An 18,562-nucleotide genomic window follows, 5' to 3' on the forward strand; every position below is an offset into this window, starting at 1 on the left:
ATGTTTTTGCGCCACATCATAGTTTTCAGCTTCATCGCCCTGCTCGCCGGTTGCGCGGGCTTCGGCGCCCGTGAATCGGTCGAAGGCCACGGCAATCCGGGCCAATGGCGCGAGCACAAACAGCAACTGACCGGCCTCGACGGCTGGCAGATCGACGGCAAGATCGGCATCCGCGCCCCGAAAGATTCGGGCAGCGGCACGCTGTTCTGGCTGCAACGTCAGGATTACTACGACATCCGCCTGTCCGGCCCGCTGGGTCGTGGCGCGGCGCGCCTGACCGGCCGTCCGGGCGCGGTGTCGCTGGAAGTGGCGAATCAGGGCCGTTATGAAGCGCCGACTCCGGAAGCACTGGTCGAAGAGCAACTGGGCTGGAATCTGCCGGTCTCGCATCTGGCCTGGTGGGTTCGCGGCCTCCCGGCACCGGACAGCAAAAGCCGTCTGACCCTGGACGGCAACAGCCGTCTGGCCAATCTGGATCAGGATGGCTGGCAGGTCGAATACCTCAGCTACGCCGAACAGAACGGTTACTGGCTGCCCGAGCGGATCAAGCTGCACGGCACCGACCTGGACGTGACGCTGGTCATCAAGACCTGGCAACCGCGCAAATTGGGGCAATAACGCATGACCGCTCCACGCCTCACCCTGCCCTCGCCGGCCAAACTCAATCTGATGCTGCACATTCTCGGTCGCCGTGAAGACGGTTATCACGAGTTGCAGACGCTTTTTCAGTTCCTCGACTACGGCGACGAAATCACCTTCGCCGTGCGTGACGACGGCGTGATTCGCCTGCACACCGAATTCGAAGGCGTGCCCCACGACAGCAATCTGATCGTGCGCGCGGCGAAGAAACTCCAGGAACAATCCGGCTGCTCGCTCGGCATCGATATCTGGATCGACAAGATCCTGCCGATGGGCGGCGGCATTGGTGGCGGCAGCTCGAATGCGGCCACCACCCTGCTCGGCCTCAATCACTTGTGGCAACTGGGTTGGGATGAAGATCGCCTGGCAGCACTGGGCCTGACACTGGGCGCGGACGTGCCGGTGTTCGTGCGTGGCCACGCAGCTTTCGCCGAAGGTGTCGGCGAGAAACTGACCCCGGTCGAGCCCGCCGAACCGTGGTACGTCGTGCTCGTTCCGCAAGTCTCTGTTAGTACGGCAGAAATTTTTTCAGATCCTTTGTTGACACGTAACACGCCGCCCATTAAAGTGCGCCCCGTTCCCGAGGGAAACAGTCGAAATGACTGCTTGCCGGTGGTCTCGAGGCGTTATCCAGAAGTACGTAACGCATTGAATTTGTTAGGTAATTTTACCGAAGCAAAACTCACCGGAACTGGAAGTTGTGTGTTTGGGGGCTTCCCAAGCAAAGCTGAAGCTGATAAAGTCTCGGCCCTTCTGACAGAGACCCTTACAGGGTTTGTAGCAAAAGGAAGCAACGTTTCGATGTTGCATCGCAAGCTGCAAAATCTGCTCTAAAGGAATCAAGTGCCCGGCACTTGCAAGCAACAGATACAGGGGCGTCGCCAAGCGGTAAGGCAGCAGGTTTTGATCCTGCCATGCGTTGGTTCGAATCCAGCCGCCCCTGCCATTTTCCTATACTCATCCAGGTATACCCTCAGCCTTCAGGTACTGCGCGTGTCCAAGATGATGGTCTTTACGGGGAACGCTAACCCCGATCTGGCTCGGCGTGTCGTACGTCAGCTGCATATCCCTCTCGGTGACATCTCTGTCGGTAAATTCTCCGACGGCGAAATTACAGCCGAGATCAATGAAAACGTTCGCGGTAAAGACGTCTTCATTATTCAGCCGACTTGCGCTCCGACCAACGATAACCTGATGGAACTGGTAGTGATGGCTGATGCCTTCCGCCGCTCCTCGGCTACTCGTATCACTGCTGTTATTCCTTATTTTGGTTATGCCCGTCAGGATCGCCGTCCGCGTTCCGCACGTGTGGCTATCAGCGCGAAAGTCGTTGCTGACATGCTCACCGTAGTCGGCATCGACCGTGTTCTCACGGTTGATCTGCATGCTGACCAGATTCAGGGCTTCTTCGATATTCCGGTAGATAACATCTACGGCTCCCCGGTTCTGGTGGATGACATCGAAGATCAGCGCTTCGAGAACCTGATGATCGTGTCCCCGGACATTGGTGGCGTCGTGCGTGCACGTGCCGTTGCCAAATCCCTGGGCGTGGATCTCGGGATCATCGACAAACGCCGTGAGAAAGCCAATCACTCTGAAGTGATGCATATCATCGGTGATGTCGAAGGGCGTACCTGCATCCTGGTCGATGACATGGTCGATACCGCCGGCACTCTGTGCCACGCGGCCAAGGCCCTGAAAGAGCATGGCGCAGCCAAGGTCTTTGCCTACTGCACACACCCTGTGCTGTCGGGTCGGGCCATCGAGAATATCGAAAATTCCGTGCTGGACGAGCTGGTGGTCACTAACACCATCCCGCTGTCCGCTGCAGCACAAGCCTGTGCACGTATCCGTCAACTGGATATCGCACCGGTTGTTGCCGAAGCGGTTCGCCGCATCAGCAATGAAGAATCGATCAGCGCGATGTTCCGTTAAGGGCCCTGCCCTTCTCGAAATGTCTCGTTGACGAAAAGCGCCCCGCCCCGGCATTTCTGCCGGGGCGGGGCTTTTTTGCCCATACCGTGTTCGGCGCTGGTCGCAAACGCCACTCGGTCATGGCTATTTTGGAGATACAAAATGAACGATTTTACTTTGAATGCTGAACTGCGTTCCGACCTGGGGAAAGGTGCGAGCCGCCGCCTGCGTCGTCTCGCTGCCCTGGTTCCAGCTGTTGTTTACGGTGGCGACAAAGCCCCTGAATCCATCAGCATGCTGGCCAAAGAAGTTGCCAAACTGCTCGAAAACGAAGCTGCCTACAGCCACGTTATCGAACTGAACGTTGGTGGCACCAAGCAGAACGTGATCATCAAGGCTCTGCAACGTCACCCGGCCAAAGGCCACGTGATGCACGCTGACTTCGTACGCGTTGTAGCTGGCCAGAAACTGACCGCTATCGTTCCTGTGCACTTCATCAACGAAGCTGCTCCAGTGAAGAAAGGCGGCGAAATCTCGCACGTTGTTGCCGAGATCGAAGTTTCCTGCCTGCCGAAAGATCTGCCTGAGTTCATCGAAGTCGACCTGGCTAACGCTGAAATCGGCACCATCGTTCACCTGTCGGACATCAAGGCTCCTAAAGGCGTTGAGTTCGTTGCTCTGGCACACGGCGATGACAAGGCTGTTGCCAACGTCCACGCTCCACGTGTTGCTCCAGAAGCTACCGAAGAAGGCGCAGCAGAGTAATTCACTCTGTCATGCCTGAGTGAGCAGGTAACATCGCGGACTGGAACGTAGCGAGAAAGCGGGCGGGAACGCGGAGTTTACATCCATGGTAAATGAGCATTTTTCGTCCACTTTCGCCGCCTTCCCTGATCGCGGCGATGTTATCCACCACTCAAAGGAAGGGCCCCTATCGTGACTGCCATCAAACTGATCGTTGGCCTGGGAAATCCAGGCGCTGAATACGAGCAGACCCGGCATAACGCAGGGGCCCTTTTTGTTGAGCGCATCGCCCACGCACAGAATGTGAATCTCGTGGCCGATCGCAAGTATTTCGGCCTGACCGGGCGTTTTTCGCATCAGGGTCAGGATGTTCGTCTGCTGATTCCCACCACCTACATGAACCGCAGCGGCCAGGCCGTGGCGGCACTCGCCGGTTTCTTCCGCATCAAGCCCGAAGAAATCCTGGTGGCACATGACGAACTCGATCTGCCTCCGGGCGTCGCCAAACTCAAAGTCGGCGGCGGCCATGGCGGTCACAACGGGTTGCGCGACATCATTGCGCAATTGGGTAATCAGAATACGTTCCACCGCCTGCGGCTTGGCATCGGCCACCCGGGCGTCGCCAGTATGGTTTCAAATTTCGTCCTGGGTCGTGCGCCACGCGCCGAACAGGAAAAACTCGATGCCAGCATCGACTTTGCCCTCGGCGTGCTGCCGGATATCCTCGCCGGTGAATGGAACCGCGCGATGAAAAACCTGCACAGCCAGAAGGCCTGACTCTAATCCGAGGGGAAACACCATGGGATTCAATTGCGGCATCGTCGGCCTGCCTAACGTCGGCAAGTCCACCCTGTTCAACGCCCTGACCAAATCCGGGATCGCGGCCGAGAACTTCCCCTTCTGCACCATCGAGCCGAACAGCGGCATCGTGCCGATGCCGGATCCGCGTCTGGACGCTCTGGCGGCCATCGTCAATCCGAAGCGCATCCTGCCGACCACCATGGAATTCGTCGACATCGCGGGCCTGGTTGCCGGCGCGTCGAAAGGTGAAGGCCTGGGCAACAAGTTCCTGGCCAACATCCGCGAAACCGACGCGATCGCTCACGTCGTGCGCTGCTTCGAAGACGAGAACGTGATCCACGTCTCCAACAGCGTCGACCCGAAACGCGACATCGAAATCATCGACCTGGAACTGATCTTCGCCGACCTCGACAGCTGCGAGAAGCAACTGCAGAAAGTCGCGCGCAACGCCAAGGGCGGTGACAAGGACGCGGTGGCCCAGAAGGCCCTGCTTGAGCAGTTGATCCCGCACTTCAGCGAAGGCAAGCCTGCGCGCAGCCTGATGAAGAACATGAGCGCCGACGAAAAGGCCATCATCAAGGGCTTCCACCTGCTGACCACCAAACCGGTCATGTACATCGCCAACGTCGCTGAAGACGGTTTCGAGAACAACCCGCATCTGGACGTGGTCAAGGCCATCGCCGAAGAAGAAGGCGCGATGGTTGTTCCGGTCTGCAACAAGATCGAAGCGGAAATCGCCGAGCTGGACGACGGCGAAGAGAAAGACATGTTTCTCGAGGCCCTGGGCCTGGAAGAGCCTGGCCTGAACCGCGTGATCCGCGCCGGCTACGAAATGCTGCACCTGCAGACCTACTTCACCGCCGGTGTCGAAGAAGTCCGCGCCTGGACCGTCCGCGTCGGTGCCACCGCACCGCAAGCCGCCGGCGTGATCCACACCGACTTCGAGAAAGGCTTCATCCGCGCCGAAGTGATCGCCTACAACGACTTCATCCAGTACAAGGGCGAAGCAGGCACCAAGGAAGCCGGTAAATGGCGCCTGGAAGGCAAGGACTACATCGTCAAGGACGGCGACGTGATGCACTTCCGCTTCAACGTGTAAAAGCTGCACCCATGAAAAAGCCGCGTTTGATACGCGGCTTTTTTGTGCCTGAAATTCGGCCCGTCAGGCCTTCTTGGTTCTTGGCAGGAAGATCGCCAGCACCCCGAACAGCGGCAGGAACGAGCACAGGAAGTACACGTATTCGATGCCGTGAATGTCCGCCAGATGACCGAGCAACGCCGCGCCAATCCCGCCGAAACCGAACATCAGACCGAAGAACACCCCGGCAATCATCCCGACATTGCCCGGCACCAGCTCCTGCGCGTACACCACAATCGCCGAGAACGCCGAAGCCAGGATGAAGCCTATCACCACGCTCAGGACGCTGGTCCAGAACAGGTCGACATGGGGCATGAGCAGCGTGAACGGTGCCACGCCGAGGATCGAGAACCAGATCACCGCCTTGCGCCCGATCTTGTCGCCAATCGGCCCGCCAAAGAACGTACCCGCCGCCACCGCGCCGAGGAACAGGAACAGATGCAGCTGCGAACTGGCCACCGACAGGTCGAACTTCTCGATCAGGTAGAAGGTGAAGTAACTGGTCAGGCTGGCCATGTAGAAATACTTGGAGAACACCAGCAGCCCCAGCACCACCAGCGCACAGACCACCCTGCCCTTCGACAGTCCATGAGTGGCGGCCTGGCCGGCCTTGAGCTTGAACAGGTTCAGGTGATGGGCGTACCAGCGACTGATGCGATAGAGCACGAACAACGCAAACACCGCGAACAGCCCGAACCAGGCCACGTTGCCCTGCCCGAAAGGAATGATGATCGCCGCTGCCAGCAACGGGCCGAAGGCTGAACCGGCGTTACCACCGACCTGAAAGGTCGATTGCGCCAGACCGAAGCGCCCGCCCGACGCCAGACGCGCGATACGAGAAGCTTCAGGGTGGAAGGTCGAAGAGCCGATACCGATCAACGCCGCCGCCAGCAAGATAAGAGGGAAACTGCCAACCATCGACATCATCACAATGCCGATCAGCGTGCACACGGAACCTGCCGGCAACAGCCACGGTTTCGGATGCCGATCGGTGTGATAACCGACCCACGGCTGCAACAGCGACGCGGTCAACTGAAAGGTCAGGGTAATCAGGCCGACCTGGGTGAAGCTCAGGCCATAGTTGGCCTTGAGCATCGGATAGATCGACGGCAGCACCGACTGGATCAGGTCGTTGATCAAATGCGCCAGCGCCACCGCGCCGATGATGCGCATCACCAGTGGACTGCTCTGGGGAGGAGCGGACGCCGAGGCAGCGGCGGTCTGAACGTTGCTGATAGCCATGGGAATTTCCGGACTGCAGATGGGTGCACGCGGGCAGGTGCGTCAATGTGCCATTTTTCGGTGCGCCAGCGCCATCCCCTTAGCCAGCTAACGAACTATTCAGTCGTCGCGCCGCAAGTGATAGCGCAACGCCATGGTCTGAATCTTGCCTTGCTTATCCGCTTGAACGCGGCGCCCTTACAAAGGGCATCGAGAATGGGAAGTTTCGCTACAGAGCCGGCCTACAGAGCGGGCAAGGGTGAACTTTCGAGGCCTTTTAGCAGGGCACCAATCCCGGTCGCAACGACCGCGATGCACGCCGATGGTGCGTGGTGTCCAGAGGAGTCATGGGGCATGCAGGCTTTTTTATCACCGGGGATCAGGTTGCTGGGGCGATTTGGGTTCGCACGTAAATTCCAGTTGTTGTTTCTGCTGTTTATCCTGCCATTGGCCGGCAGCCTGTTGATGATCGGCCAGGACTATCGCGACAAACTTAACCTGATCGCCGGTGAACGTGCCGGTGTGCGGCAGTTGCTCGCCCTCGATGCACTCGACAACCTGCTCGCCGCCCAACGCGACCGCGCCGCCCGCTGGCGCGCCACGGAAACCAACCGCCAGCCGACACCCGCGACTCTGGCCGCCGTGGCCGCCTTCGATGGCGTGCAGCCTGCCGTTGCCCAGGCGACGCTGGAGCTGGGCAGTGCCTTGCAAGCCGAAGGCGCGGAAGGTGAAACCCTGACCCGCTATCAGGCCCTGCAAGCCGCGCTCAATGGTCTGGACTCGAAAAGCCTTTCCGGTGTCGGTTGGTGGCCGGATGGTTACGACCGCTTCACCAACGCCCTCAGCGCCCTGCAAGCTTTGCGTGAGCAAATCGCGATGGACAATCGCCTGATCCTCGCGCCATGGCTGGAAACCTATCTGCTGACACAGATTTCCACCCAGCACGCACCAGACCTGATCGAGCGGGTCGGCCGACTGGCAGCCGTCGGCCAGGCGTCTGTAGTTTCCGGTCAGTTCACCCTGCAAAGCCGCTTGCAACTGCGTGATCTGCGCAGCCGCATCGGCGATGCCCGCGAGCAGCTGGTAAAAACCGCGAGCCTGCTCGAAGCGCGTCTGCCGCCAGCCCTGCAAGGCTGGGCCGGGCAATATCACGACAGCCTCAAACAGCTGGACGCCGGATTGAAAGTGCTGGATGACGGCGTGTTCGGCGGCAGCATCAATCTCAAGCCGGAAGAGTTCGAGCGCACTCTCGATGCCCTGCTCGGCAACCTCGCCACGCTGCGCCAACAATCGCTGGTGTCGCTGGATCAGCGGCTGGATGACTACCACAGATCGGCGATTCGTCAGTTCATCGTTGTCGCGGCGGTCTTCGGTTGCCTGTTGCTGGCGGCGCTATATTTGTTCGTGTGCCTGCAAGCCTCGATCCGTCGTAGCGCCAGCGGCATCACGCTGCTCGCCGAGGCTCTGCGCGACGGCAATCTGAGCTTGCAAGTGCCGGTCGTGGGCCGTGATGAACTGGCGTCGATCAGCACCGCGCTCAACGTGGCCGTAGTGCAACTGCGCACCAGCCTGCTGGGTGTCGATCACGAGACTTCGCAACTGAGCAACGCGGTACGCAGCCTCAACGATCACTCCAGCGGCGCTCTCAGCGAAGTCGAAGCGCAACAATTGCAGATCAGTCAGATCGCTGCAGCGGCCACGCAACTGGCGGCGACGTCCCAAGGCGTGGCGCAGAGTTGCGAACAGGCTTCGGGCAGCGCCCAGCACACCCAGCGCATCGCTGCCGACAGCAGCCGTGACAGTCAACGCACCACGGCGAGCATCCAGCAGCTCAATCAGCGTCTGAACGAAACTGCCGCAGCGCTCGGCCGGGTCAGCGAGCAAGGGCAGCAGATTCAACTGGTAGTCGACACCATTCGCGGCGTCGCCGAGCAGACCAACCTGCTCGCACTCAACGCCGCTATCGAGGCCGCTCGCGCGGGTGAACAAGGTCGTGGCTTTGCCGTGGTGGCCGACGAGGTGCGCAGCCTGTCGCAACGTACGCAATCATCCACGGCGCAGATCGCCGGTACGGTCGACAGCCTGCGCAATACGGTCAACGAAGCCGTGAGCCTGATGGAAGCGGCATGCGGTCAGGCGCAATCAGACGCGGAAGCGGTCACCGGACTGGGCGAACGCCTGGGGGAAATCGCCAGCGCCGTGCAGAGCGTCACCGACACCCTCGCCCAGATCGCCACGGCGGTCGAAGAACAGGCCAGCACCGCCGATGAGGTCAGCGGCAATATCCAGCAGGTGGATCAGGCGGCGGTTCGCCTGCTCGAAGGCGCGCGGGCCGTGAATCTTGCGGCGGACACCTTGAGCCAGGGCAGCCATGCCTTGAGTGCCAACACCGGAAGATTTCAGCTGCGTTGAAAGCCCCTCCCGCGCCGATTTTCGGCGCGGGAGGATAAGCGGTTGAAAATAAGAAGAAATATTTTGAATTTACGCTTGACGCTTTTCCATTTCAGGGGAATAATGCGCGCCACTTGGCTACATAGCTCAGTTGGTTAGAGCATAGCATTCATAATGCTGGGGTCCGGGGTTCAAGTCCCTGTGTAGCCACCAAGTACTAAAAACGGCTTACCGAAAGGTGAGCCGTTTTTTTATGCCTCGAGAAAAGTGCCCTTCCTCAGTGAATCGGCTGGCTCCGTAGGAACCGGGTGCGAAAAGCGTACGAAGAGGATTTTTCGTTCGTTCAGGCACCTGCATCCCTACCAGTCGATTTGATCGCCATCGCGATTGGCCGACAAGCTCCCCTGTCTCGATCCAACGACAGACAGGGAGTTGTCATGGACCCGGACAAAAACCTTTTCGATGATATCTGGCGCCGAAAGCTTCTGAACGGCGGTGCCTCATGGGCCGCCTGGTTTCCGCCCCGAGAGCCGGAACCCGTCTACGTTCCAACAGATGAATGGCCAACCCCAAAGCCCCGCGACGATCTGGTATTTGCCAAGTCCTGCACACCGGACAACTGGTGTCGAACGGATGCCGGCACAACACCTGAGCCCGCCTCCAGTTTCGGCAAGATCATGGTGGCGGGCGCCATACGCTTTCCCGCAGCCAGTAAGGTCGTAGCGAAAGCAATCGGCGCCGATCTGGCCTTGGGGCGCATGGCGGGCGGTGGAATTCTGCAACAACGTCTCAACTGGGCAATCCGTGGTGCGACAGGCCCGGCCAGTGTTTTCATCCTAGGGATGCTGCCGGCCAGAATGGGCGACGGCACCCTTTATACCGACGAACAACTGCGCACCCTACCCCGCGCCACCACTCGCGTGCGCTTCCAGTTCCGGCGTGATGCCGAAGGGGTCATGCAGGTTTACGGCATCCACACCGGCGTCTCGGGCGACGACTCCGTGCGTACCGTAAAAGTCGAGTGGAACAACGACAAGACCGCCATGGAGGCAAAGCTCAACGGCATCACGATTTTGTGGACGCCGCAACGCGGGCCGCTGGGATCGATGCCGCCGCTGGTTCATCCGGAGCACGGCGAAGCACTGAGTACGATCCTCGTCCACCCGATCGCCGCGAACACCGACAGCCAGATTGAAATCCTGCCCGGCGAAGACATCACCGCCGAGGATTGTATTCTGGTGTTTCCGGCGGAGACCGGGCTGAAGTCGTTGTATGTGGTGTTTTCGAAGCCGGCCAGATTGACGCCCGGGACGGTGACGGGGATTGGTGAGGATGTTTCCGGGATATGGCTGGCGGGAGCAGGAACGGGGATTGGTGTGCCAATTCCCACGCGAATAGCGGACAGGCTCAGAGGGCGGGAGTTTTCAAGTTTCGACGCGTTCAGAAAAGCACTCTGGCAAGCCGTGCGGGATGATCCAGAACTTTTCGATCAGTTCAATTCGGATGCCCAAGATCGTTTAATGTCGGGCAACGCACCCGCGGTTCGAGACAGGGAGTCTGTAGGCACAAGAGGGGTATTTGAAATACATCACGTCGAGCGGATTACTGATGGCGGCGCTGTCTACGACATAGACAACCTCCGAATCAACACCCCTAAAAATCACATCTTTCAACATAAAAAACAGTGAACACACATGGAAAAAATATCTGAATACACTGAAACCGAATTTATCCGTTTCATCGAAAAAATACGTGCCACCAATAAAAGTGGATCGGATACGGAGCTTGGCGAGCTGCTGGCACAATTCAGAAAGCTTACGGGTCACCCGGATGGCACCGACTTGATTTTTTATCCCGAACCAGGAGAGGACAACTCTGCCGTGGGCATTACGAAGACCGTGAAAGAATGGCGTGCGACCAACGGACTGCCTGGCTTCAAGCAGTGAACATCAGGCCCCCATAGTCCCACCACTGCAAATATCCAAGCAGTCAAAACGGCTTACCGAAGGGCAAACCGTTTGTTTATACCTGTTATCCCAGGGCCGCGAGCCCTTTCGCCCAGATCTGCCGCGTGCGCAAACCGACCATCGCCCGCCAGTCCGGATCGGCGGGATAGAACTGCTCCAGCAGATTCAGTTTGATCTCGCGCCCCGTCGCATCCAGCGGATCACCATGCAGATGCAGCCAGTGATCGTCGCGCAGGTAACGATGCACGTCCGGCCCTGGGTAAGTCCCGCACTCGATCACGAACGGCATCAGTTGCACATTCGGTAGCGCACTAAGCAGCGCCTGCGAGGTGTAACCCGTAGCGGTTGCCGCAACACCGGTATCACTCAAGGTTTCGGCACCGGTGTGCAGCGTGTAGAGCCAAGGGCCGTAAATGGATTGCGCTTGGGCCAGTGCCGGATACGGCGCCTGGGTAATCGTCAGCAGCATCGGATGCCCGTACTCGCCGGCGCCGGTGTGCAGGTCGAAACACATCACGGTTTCAGCACCGGCCAGATGACTCTCGATGATTGAATGCAGCGTGCGATTCGACCAGCTCGGCGCGAGCCCGCCAAAAAACAATCCGTCGGGATGACTGTGCTGCCCGCCCTCGACAATCGACATGACTGCCGGCCAGCCATGCTCGGTAATTTGCGCATCGAGCAAGGCATCAGCCTTTTGCCGCTCGGGACCATTCAAGTCGGTGCAGGCGTAGATTTCATGCAGCGCGGCGTAAGCACGGTTGTCCGGAAGCGGTCGGTTGAAATCCAGGTGATTGCGGTTGAGGTCGATGTTGTCTTCATTGACCCGCCGCAGCCACGCCGTGCCCCACGGGTTGATCAGGTGAACCATCACCACCGCGACATCCTTCGGCAGCGACTCCGGCGTGAAATGCTTCAGCCAGTCGATCTGGCACTCCGAACCGTAATAACCCTCAACACCGTGGGTGCCGCTGAGCGCCACCAGGCGCCGTTTGGCCGCTGGATCCCCCAGCACCGCGACATCGGTACCCAAAGACTCGCCAAACGGCCCATTGAGCGGATGCACGTACAAAGAGAGCGTGGCACCCGCCACCTTCGCGGCGGCAAGAAAGCGCTCGCGCTGTTCGCGATAGCTGGGCTGTGTCGGAAATGCGTTGTGCATGGCGGCCTCTTGTTGATTGTTCTGGCTTCACTATTGGCTCTGACCCTACAGAAAATTCGCCAAGGCATGAAGGACAAACACACCTGCGGTTTGCGTCGTACACGGCCGGTCGATACAGTCCGTCAGACTTTTATCCCACGGACGGAGAGCCCCGCGTGTTTCCAGCCCTGCCCCTGAACCGTTTCCGCCTGCCCGCCTTGACGCTGATCGTCAGCGCCATCGCCCTCACGGCCTGCAACGCCCCGCCCTCCTCGACCCTGCCGCTGGCACCGGAAGCCGCCTCCGGTTACCGCACCGGCCTGCAAGCCAGCCACGCCGAAAAACACATGGCCGCCGCTGCCAATCCATTAGCCGCCGAGGCCGGGCGCGAGATGTTGCGTCAGGGTGGTTCCGCCATCGATGCCGCCATTGCAATGCAAGCCGTGTTGACCCTGGTCGAACCGCAGTCCTCGGGGATCGGCGGTGGCGCGATGATCGTGCTGTGGGATGGTAAACAGGTGCGCACCTATGACGGTCGCGAAACCGCACCGGCCGGTGCGACCGAAAAGCTGTTTCTACAAGCCGACGGCAAACCGATGCCGTTCCCGCAGGCGCAGATCGGTGGACGCTCCGTCGGCACGCCGGGCGTGATGCGAGCGCTGGAACTGGCGCACAAAAAGCACGGCCGCTTGCCGTGGGCCAAGCTGTTCGAACCGGCGATCAAACTGGCCGGGCAGGGTTTTGCGATCTCCCCGCGCCTGCATTCACTGCTGGAATCCGACCCGGTGATTCGCCGCTCGCCGGACATGGCCAGGTACTTTCTGAACAGCGATGGCAGCGTCAAAGCCGTCGGCACGCGACTGCAAAACCCGGCGCTGGCCGCCGTGCTCAAACGCATCGCCAACGAAGGTGCGGACGCACTGTACAAAGGCCCGATCGCCGAAGAGATCGTGGCCAAGGTTCAGGGTCACGCCAACCCCGGCAGCCTGTCGCTGACCGACCTTCAGCACTATCAGGCCAAGGAGCGCGCGCCCCTGTGCACCGACTACAAGCGCTGGCAGGTTTGCGGAATGCCGCCGCCGTCATCGGGCGGGATTGCGGTGGCACAGATTCTCGGCACCTTGCAGGCGCTGGAAACCCGCGATCCGCGCCTGTCCCTGACGCCGCTCAAGCCTGTGAAGACCGATAAACCGGCCGGCATCGAACCGGCACCGCAAGCCGTGCACCTGATCGCCGAAGCCGAGCGCCTGGCCTACGCCGACCGCGCGCAATACGTGGCCGATACCGACTTCGTGCCGGTGCCAGTCAAGGGCCTGGTCGATCCGGGTTATCTGGCCAGCCGCGCCAGCCTGATCGGCGAACGCAGCATGGGCACAGCCAAACCCGGCACACCTCCGGGCGTGCAGGTTGCCTACGCGCCGGATCGCTCGCCGCTGCGCATTTCCACCTCGCAAGTGGTTGCCGTGGATGACTTCGGTGGCGCCGTGTCGATGACCACCACCATCGAAGCAGCGTTCGGCTCGCACCTGATGGTTCAGGGCTTCTTGCTCAACAACCAGATGACCGACTTCTCGTTCATCCCCGAAGAGAACGGACAGAAAGTCGCCAACCGCGTGGAGCCCGGCAAACGCCCGCGCTCGTCGATGGCGCCGACCCTGATCTTCGACCGCAACAGCGGCGAGTTCGTCGCCACCGTTGGCTCTCCCGGCGGCTCGCAGATCATCGAATACGTGGCCAAAACCACCGTCGGCCTGCTCGACTGGAACCTCGACCCTCAAAGCGCCATCAGCCTGCCCAACTTCGGCAGCCGCAACGGCCCGACGGAACTCGAACAAGGCCAGTTCAGCCCGACGCTGATCCAGGCACTCAAGGACAAGGGCCACACCGTCAACGAAATCGACATGACCAGCGGCACCCAGGCCATCGTGCGGGTCAAGGATGCTACGGGGAAGGCAACGCTGTCAGGTGGGGCAGATCCTCGGCGCGAAGGAGTAGCGTTGGGGGATTGAATCAGCGCTGCCAACCGAAAAAGGCTTACCGAGAGGTAAGCCTTTTTTGTAGGTCCATGAATCAAATTCGCCAGCAACCGACCCCCTCAGGCGTCACCCTTCTCCCCCGCCACCCGAACCAGCAGATCACCGGGCTGACAGTTGAGGTACTCGCAGATGGCATCCAGGGTCGCCAGGCGCAGCCCTTTGACCTTGCCCTGTTTGAGCAGCGACAGGTTGGCCTCGGTGATGCCGATGGCGGCTGCCAGGTCTTTGGATTTGACCTTGCGCAGCGCGAGCATCACATCCAGTTGAATCACGATAGGCATGAGGACCTCAAATAAACGTACGGTTTTCCCGATCCACTTCGCTGGCCTGCGCCAGAATCCGCGCGATGATCGAAATGCATGCGGCCAGAAACAACGCGACGAACGAGGCCGCCGTGATGCTCAGGGTAAGCAGCCGCTCACCGACCGGCGCATTCTGGGTGACCCACAGGCTGAGCATCGGCTCACAGAGGAAATCCAGCAGCACCCAGATCGCCACGGCTCGCCCGACCTTGCCCAGATGCTCCGCTGTTTCCCGGGCGAAATACTCACCTCGCGCGTAACTCTGAAACAGCCGGCGCAAATGGTTCAGGCCCGACGCCAGCGCCAGCAAGGGAATGCTCGACAGCACGATCCCGCCCAGCTTCTGCCACCACGGAAACAGCGTGGCGGTGTCGGCCATGTGTGACAGCTGGCGCTCGGTCAGCGCAAACCCCAATCCCCAGCCTTCCTTTTCCGCCAACGGCGGGTAAGCCCATATGACAGCATTGAGCAGCAGCATCACGACGATCAGGATCAACGTCACCGTCGCCATGCGCCGACTGAATTGCACGAGCCCGTGGGTGGTCATGGGAAAGCCTCACAAGAATGAATGTGAGCGCCACCCTAACGATTAAAATTATCGGATAACAATAATTAATTGCTGCAAAACATTAATAACCGTCAGGCATCCAGACTTTTACCGACCACTGGATCACCGATCTTCAGAAAGTTGCCACCGGCCACGTGATGCAGCGTGCGCAGCTCATCGTGCCCTTCAAAATGCCAGCGTCCATCGCTGAAGACCCGCGAATCAGCTTGCGCCGCGATCACCTCGGCCAGAAACAGATCGTACTGTTCGTGATTGCGCGGCTCCGGCAGCAACCGGCATTCGAGCCAGGCCACGCAACCGTCCAGCATCGGTGCCTCGACCTGCTCGCCAGCGAAGCTCTGCAAGCCGTACGCCTGGAACTTGTCCTGACCTTGATCGCGATTGATTTCCAAGCCCGAAGTCGAGCCGACGGTCTGCACGATGTCAGCCTGATTCACACAAGGAACGTTGAGAACGAAGGTGCCCGACGCCTCGAGCAGTTGCCGGGTCCAGGTTGATTTGTCGAGGACCACCGCGACTTTCGGCGGTTCGAAATCCAGCGGCATGGCCCACGCCGCGGCCATGATGTTGCGCTGCCCGGCATGGGCGGCGCTGACCAGCACGGTCGGCCCGTGATTGAGCAGGCGGTAGGCTTTGTTCAGGGGAACCGGGCGACGGAAAGACTCGCTCATGGGATCTGCTCCGGGAAAAAGAGCCGATTGTAGCGGGATAAAAACCGCGAAGGGATTGCCATGGACAATCCCTTCGCCTGACAGCATCAGCTGGATAACTGATTGGCAAACTGGCCGACCGCGTTCACCACTTTCTGCGCGCCGTCCTGGATCTCGACGATCACCGTACCGGCCTCGGCCGCCAGCGCCAGCCCTTGTTCGGCCTGTTGCTTGCCGTCGGTCATCAGGGCCACGGCGTTGCGCGCCATGTCCTGGTTCTGGCGCACCACGCCGACGATTTCCTCGGTCGCCTGGCTGGTGCGCGAGGCCAGTTGCCGCACTTCGTCGGCCACCACCGCAAACCCGCGCCCCTGTTCACCGGCGCGAGCGGCTTCGATGGCGGCGTTAAGCGCCAGCAGGTTGGTCTGTTCGGCAATGCCGCTGATGGTCTTGACGATGGTGCCGATCACTTGGGATTGCTCGTTCAGCGCCTCGATGCCTTCGCCGGCAGTCTGCATGTGCCTGGACAAATCGCGCATCACATTGACCGCTTCAGTCACCACACGGGTGCCGCGCTGGGCCGTGCTGTCGGTCTGCAGGGACGTGCTGTAGGCGATATTGGCGGCATCGGCAACGGCCTGTTCCTGATTGACCTGATCGGTGATCACCGTGGCGAACTTCACCACTTTGTAGAGTTTTTCGTTGGCATCGAGCACCGGGTTGTAAGACGCCTCCAGCCAGACGACACGACCATGGCTGTCGATCCGCTTGAAACGGCCGGCGACAAATTCGCCGTTGTTCAGGCGACGCCAGAAGTTCTGGTACTCGGCGCTGTTGTACTCCTCCGGCTCGCAGAACTGGCGGTGATGTTTGCCCTTGATCTGCGCCAGGCTGTAACCCATGCCCTGGAGAAACCGGTCGTTGGCACTCAGCACGTTTCCGCTGAGGTCGAACTCGATCACGGCGGTCGAACGCACCAGTGCGCCGATCAGGTTTTCGTGTTCGCGGGAGGCCTCGATGGTGCGGGTCAGGTCGCTGGAGAAAATCGAAAAATGTTTGATCCGGCCATCCGATGAACGAATCGGCTGCACGATCGAACGCAACCACGCCTCTTCGCCATTACCGCGGGAAAGACGCACAGCGCCGGCGAAATGCTCGCCACGGGTCAAAGCGGCCTTGAAGCGGTGATGAAACTCGTCGGATTTCACATGGGCCGGCACGATGTCTTCGATGGCGCGGCCGATCAGGTCGTGGCTCTTGTAGAGCATTTCGCTGAGGAAGTTCTGGTTGACCGACTGAATCCGTCCGTCAGGCTCGAGATTGAGCACCAGCATCTCGCTTTCCAGGCTCTCCTTCACTTGCAGAAGGCTGGAGAGTTCTTCACGAAGAGCCGCCAGCTCTTGCTTCAGGCGTTTGTTGAACATGGGGGAGAGCACCGATGGACTGGATGGATAGCGGACACACAGCCTAACCATCGGCCTTGGAGGGCTTTTCTGAAGAGCGTTTGAGACGTGTCCTACAAAAATAGTTACGCCTCGACAACTCAGGCGGTGCCGGCCACGGCACACTGCTCCGCGCGTGGCATTCGCGAACCAAAATACGCCGCACTGGCGACACCTACCGCGCCCATCACAGCGCAGAACATCACACAGATCCACGGACTCCACGGCATCAGACCGATCAGCAGCAACGGTGTGACACTCGCCCAGGCGGCGTAGGCAATGTTGTAGGTGAAGGAGATCCCGGAAACGCGGATCCGCGCCGGGAACAGGCTGACCATCACCGACGGCACCGCACCGACCACGCCACAGCACAATCCGGCGACGGCGTAAGCCAGACCGACCCAGTCACCGCCGCTGATCAGGCAGGTGTAAAGCAGGCCGATCCCCAGTGGCAGCAACAGACTGTAGAGCATGACCGTGCGCCACGCGCCGATGCGATCGACCAGTCGACCGGCAATCACACAACCGATATTCAGGAAGACGATGCCCAATGCGCTGAGCGCGAAGGTGTGGCCGGCGGTCATGCCAAAGGATTTCTGCATCATGGTCGGGGTGATGACCACGAACACCACCACCGCCGAGGTCAGCACGCAGGTCAGCAGCATCGCCGGCAACATGGCCAGGCGGTGATCGCGCAGTACGGTGCGCAGCGGCAGTTCGACCCGCGCCTCGCGCTGCGCCTCCATGGCCATGAACACCGGGGTTTCGCTCAGCCAGCGGCGCAACCAGACGCCGATCACACCGAACACGCCGCCGAGCAGGAACGGATAACGCCACGCGTAATCCAGCACTTCGGCGGGGGTGAACACTTGCGCCAGGAAGGTCGCAGTCAGTGCGCCGATCAAATAACCGAAGGTCAAACCGGCCTGCAGAAAGCCCAGGGCATAACCGCGATGGCCGGCCGGCGCATGCTCGGCCACGAACACCCAGGCGCTCGGCACTTCACCGCCCACCGCCGCGCCTTGCAGGATGCGCAGCGCCAGCAGCAACAGCGGTGCGAAATAGCCGATCTGCGCGTAGGTCGGCATGATCCCGATCAGCAGGCACGGCAGCGCCATCATCAGGATGCTCAGGCTGAAAACCTTCTTGCGCCCCAACCGGTCGGCGAAATGCGCCATCAGGATCCCGCCCAGCGGGCGCGCCAGATAGCCGGTGACGAAGATCCCGAAACTTTGCAGCAGGCGCAGCCACTCGGGCATTTCCGGCGGGAAGAACAGCTGGCTGAGAGTCAGGGCGAAGAACACGAAAATGATGAAATCGTAGATCTCCAGCGCCCCGCCCAGGGCCGCAAGGCCGAGGGTCTTGTAGTCGGAACGGCTGAACGGCGCCGGTCGGGCAGTGGAATGGGCAGTCATGGCAAAGAACTCTGGCAGGCAAAAAACCAAGGCGCCCATGGTCTACGCAAACGGGCCGCCGGACAACCCGTTAGACCATAGTCTGATTCAGCAAAACACGGTCACAAAAATCCGCCGGTTGATTTACTGTTGGCACCTGTCCAGACGGGCCGGCCAGGCCCCGAAGACCACAATAAACATAAAAATCCGAGGT

The 18,562-nt window shown here is 60.1% G+C and carries 17 protein-coding genes, 2 tRNA genes and 1 pseudogene; 12 read left to right on the plus strand and 8 right to left on the minus strand.

Features of this window, described 5'->3' with window-relative positions:
• The 7 genes from lolB (at position 1) to ychF (ending at position 5,197) form a co-directional block, all read left to right on the plus strand.
• Complete coding sequence (gene lolB / locus CAF76_RS27715) at positions 1-618, plus strand: lipoprotein insertase outer membrane protein LolB (RefSeq protein ID WP_085649224.1); 618 nt, start codon at positions 1-3, stop codon at positions 616-618.
• A 3-nt stretch (positions 619-621) separates the two neighbouring features.
• Positions 622-1,473 carry a 4-(cytidine 5'-diphospho)-2-C-methyl-D-erythritol kinase gene (ispE, locus tag CAF76_RS27720; RefSeq protein ID WP_085649225.1) on the plus strand — a complete coding sequence of 284 codons (852 nt, stop codon included), beginning with the start codon at positions 622-624 and terminating at the stop codon, positions 1,471-1,473.
• A 37-nt stretch (positions 1,474-1,510) separates the two neighbouring features.
• A tRNA-Gln gene (locus tag CAF76_RS27725) sits at positions 1,511-1,585 on the plus strand.
• A 47-nt stretch (positions 1,586-1,632) separates the two neighbouring features.
• A complete protein-coding gene (locus tag CAF76_RS27730; RefSeq protein ID WP_003171603.1) occupies positions 1,633-2,574 on the plus strand; it encodes a ribose-phosphate pyrophosphokinase in 942 nt (313 codons plus the stop codon).
• Positions 2,575-2,715: 141 nt separating this feature from the next.
• A complete protein-coding gene (locus CAF76_RS27735; RefSeq protein WP_011335926.1) occupies positions 2,716-3,318 on the plus strand; it encodes a 50S ribosomal protein L25/general stress protein Ctc in 603 nt (200 codons plus the stop codon).
• Between the two features lie 171 nt (positions 3,319-3,489).
• On the plus strand, positions 3,490-4,074 hold the full coding sequence (pth, locus tag CAF76_RS27740; RefSeq protein WP_007951726.1) for an aminoacyl-tRNA hydrolase: 585 nt from the start codon (positions 3,490-3,492) through the stop codon (positions 4,072-4,074).
• 22 nt (positions 4,075-4,096) lie between these two features.
• On the plus strand, positions 4,097-5,197 hold the full coding sequence (ychF, locus tag CAF76_RS27745) for a redox-regulated ATPase YchF (protein ID WP_007951727.1): 1,101 nt from the start codon (positions 4,097-4,099) through the stop codon (positions 5,195-5,197).
• A 63-nt stretch (positions 5,198-5,260) separates the two neighbouring features.
• Here the strand turns inward: ychF and CAF76_RS27750 are convergent, their stop codons facing one another.
• The gene (locus CAF76_RS27750; protein WP_085649226.1) at positions 5,261-6,478 is read right to left on the minus strand and encodes an MFS transporter; all 1,218 of its coding nucleotides are present in this window, start codon (positions 6,476-6,478) and stop codon (positions 5,261-5,263) included.
• 333 nt (positions 6,479-6,811) lie between these two features.
• Between CAF76_RS27750 and CAF76_RS27755 the strand changes: the two genes are divergently transcribed.
• The 4 genes from CAF76_RS27755 (at position 6,812) to CAF76_RS27770 (ending at position 10,794) form a co-directional block, all read left to right on the plus strand.
• Positions 6,812-8,869, plus strand: coding sequence for a methyl-accepting chemotaxis protein (locus CAF76_RS27755; RefSeq protein WP_085649227.1), 2,058 nt, complete (start codon positions 6,812-6,814; stop codon positions 8,867-8,869).
• 115 nt (positions 8,870-8,984) lie between these two features.
• Positions 8,985-9,061 (plus strand) — tRNA-Met (locus CAF76_RS27760).
• 224 nt (positions 9,062-9,285) lie between these two features.
• On the plus strand, positions 9,286-10,536 hold the full coding sequence (locus CAF76_RS27765) for an S-type pyocin domain-containing protein (protein ID WP_085649228.1): 1,251 nt from the start codon (positions 9,286-9,288) through the stop codon (positions 10,534-10,536).
• Positions 10,537-10,542: 6 nt separating this feature from the next.
• Positions 10,543-10,794, plus strand: coding sequence for a bacteriocin immunity protein (locus CAF76_RS27770; RefSeq protein ID WP_064599398.1), 252 nt, complete (start codon positions 10,543-10,545; stop codon positions 10,792-10,794).
• Between the two features lie 85 nt (positions 10,795-10,879).
• Here the strand turns inward: CAF76_RS27770 and CAF76_RS27775 are convergent, their stop codons facing one another.
• Positions 10,880-11,977 (minus strand): M14 family metallopeptidase, encoded by a 1,098-nt coding sequence (locus CAF76_RS27775; RefSeq protein WP_085649229.1) that lies wholly within the window; start codon positions 11,975-11,977, stop codon positions 10,880-10,882.
• Positions 11,978-12,132: 155 nt separating this feature from the next.
• On the opposite strand from CAF76_RS27775, the gene ggt reads away from it, so the two are divergent.
• Complete coding sequence (ggt, locus tag CAF76_RS27780; RefSeq protein WP_085649230.1) at positions 12,133-13,965, plus strand: gamma-glutamyltransferase; 1,833 nt, start codon at positions 12,133-12,135, stop codon at positions 13,963-13,965.
• Positions 13,966-14,051: 86 nt separating this feature from the next.
• Here ggt and CAF76_RS27785 read toward each other — a convergent pair whose 3' ends face one another.
• From CAF76_RS27785 to CAF76_RS27805, 6 genes and pseudogenes are all read right to left on the minus strand, one after another.
• Complete coding sequence (locus CAF76_RS27785) at positions 14,052-14,273, minus strand: helix-turn-helix transcriptional regulator (protein ID WP_085649231.1); 222 nt, start codon at positions 14,271-14,273, stop codon at positions 14,052-14,054.
• A 7-nt stretch (positions 14,274-14,280) separates the two neighbouring features.
• Positions 14,281-14,841 carry a DUF2975 domain-containing protein gene (locus CAF76_RS27790; protein WP_085649232.1) on the minus strand — a complete coding sequence of 187 codons (561 nt, stop codon included), beginning with the start codon at positions 14,839-14,841 and terminating at the stop codon, positions 14,281-14,283.
• A 92-nt stretch (positions 14,842-14,933) separates the two neighbouring features.
• Positions 14,934-15,533, minus strand: a complete 600-nt coding sequence (locus tag CAF76_RS27795) for a flavin reductase family protein (RefSeq protein ID WP_085649233.1) — start codon at positions 15,531-15,533, stop codon at positions 14,934-14,936.
• A gap of 86 nt (positions 15,534-15,619) precedes the next feature.
• Positions 15,620-16,051: a methyl-accepting chemotaxis protein gene (locus tag CAF76_RS29185; RefSeq protein WP_371857749.1), complete on the minus strand. Its 432-nt coding sequence runs from the start codon at positions 16,049-16,051 to the stop codon at positions 15,620-15,622.
• Between the two features lie 108 nt (positions 16,052-16,159).
• Positions 16,160-16,987, minus strand: a pseudogene (locus tag CAF76_RS29190) (PAS domain-containing protein); the annotation flags it as partial.
• Positions 16,988-17,055: 68 nt separating this feature from the next.
• Positions 17,056-18,369, minus strand: coding sequence for an MFS transporter (locus CAF76_RS27805; protein ID WP_085649234.1), 1,314 nt, complete (start codon positions 18,367-18,369; stop codon positions 17,056-17,058).
• Between the last annotated feature and the right edge of the window lie 193 nt (positions 18,370-18,562).

The sequence above is a fragment of the Pseudomonas sp. B40(2017) genome (assembly GCF_002112855.1).
Taxonomy (GTDB): Bacteria; Pseudomonadota; Gammaproteobacteria; order Pseudomonadales; family Pseudomonadaceae; genus Aquipseudomonas; species Aquipseudomonas pharyngis.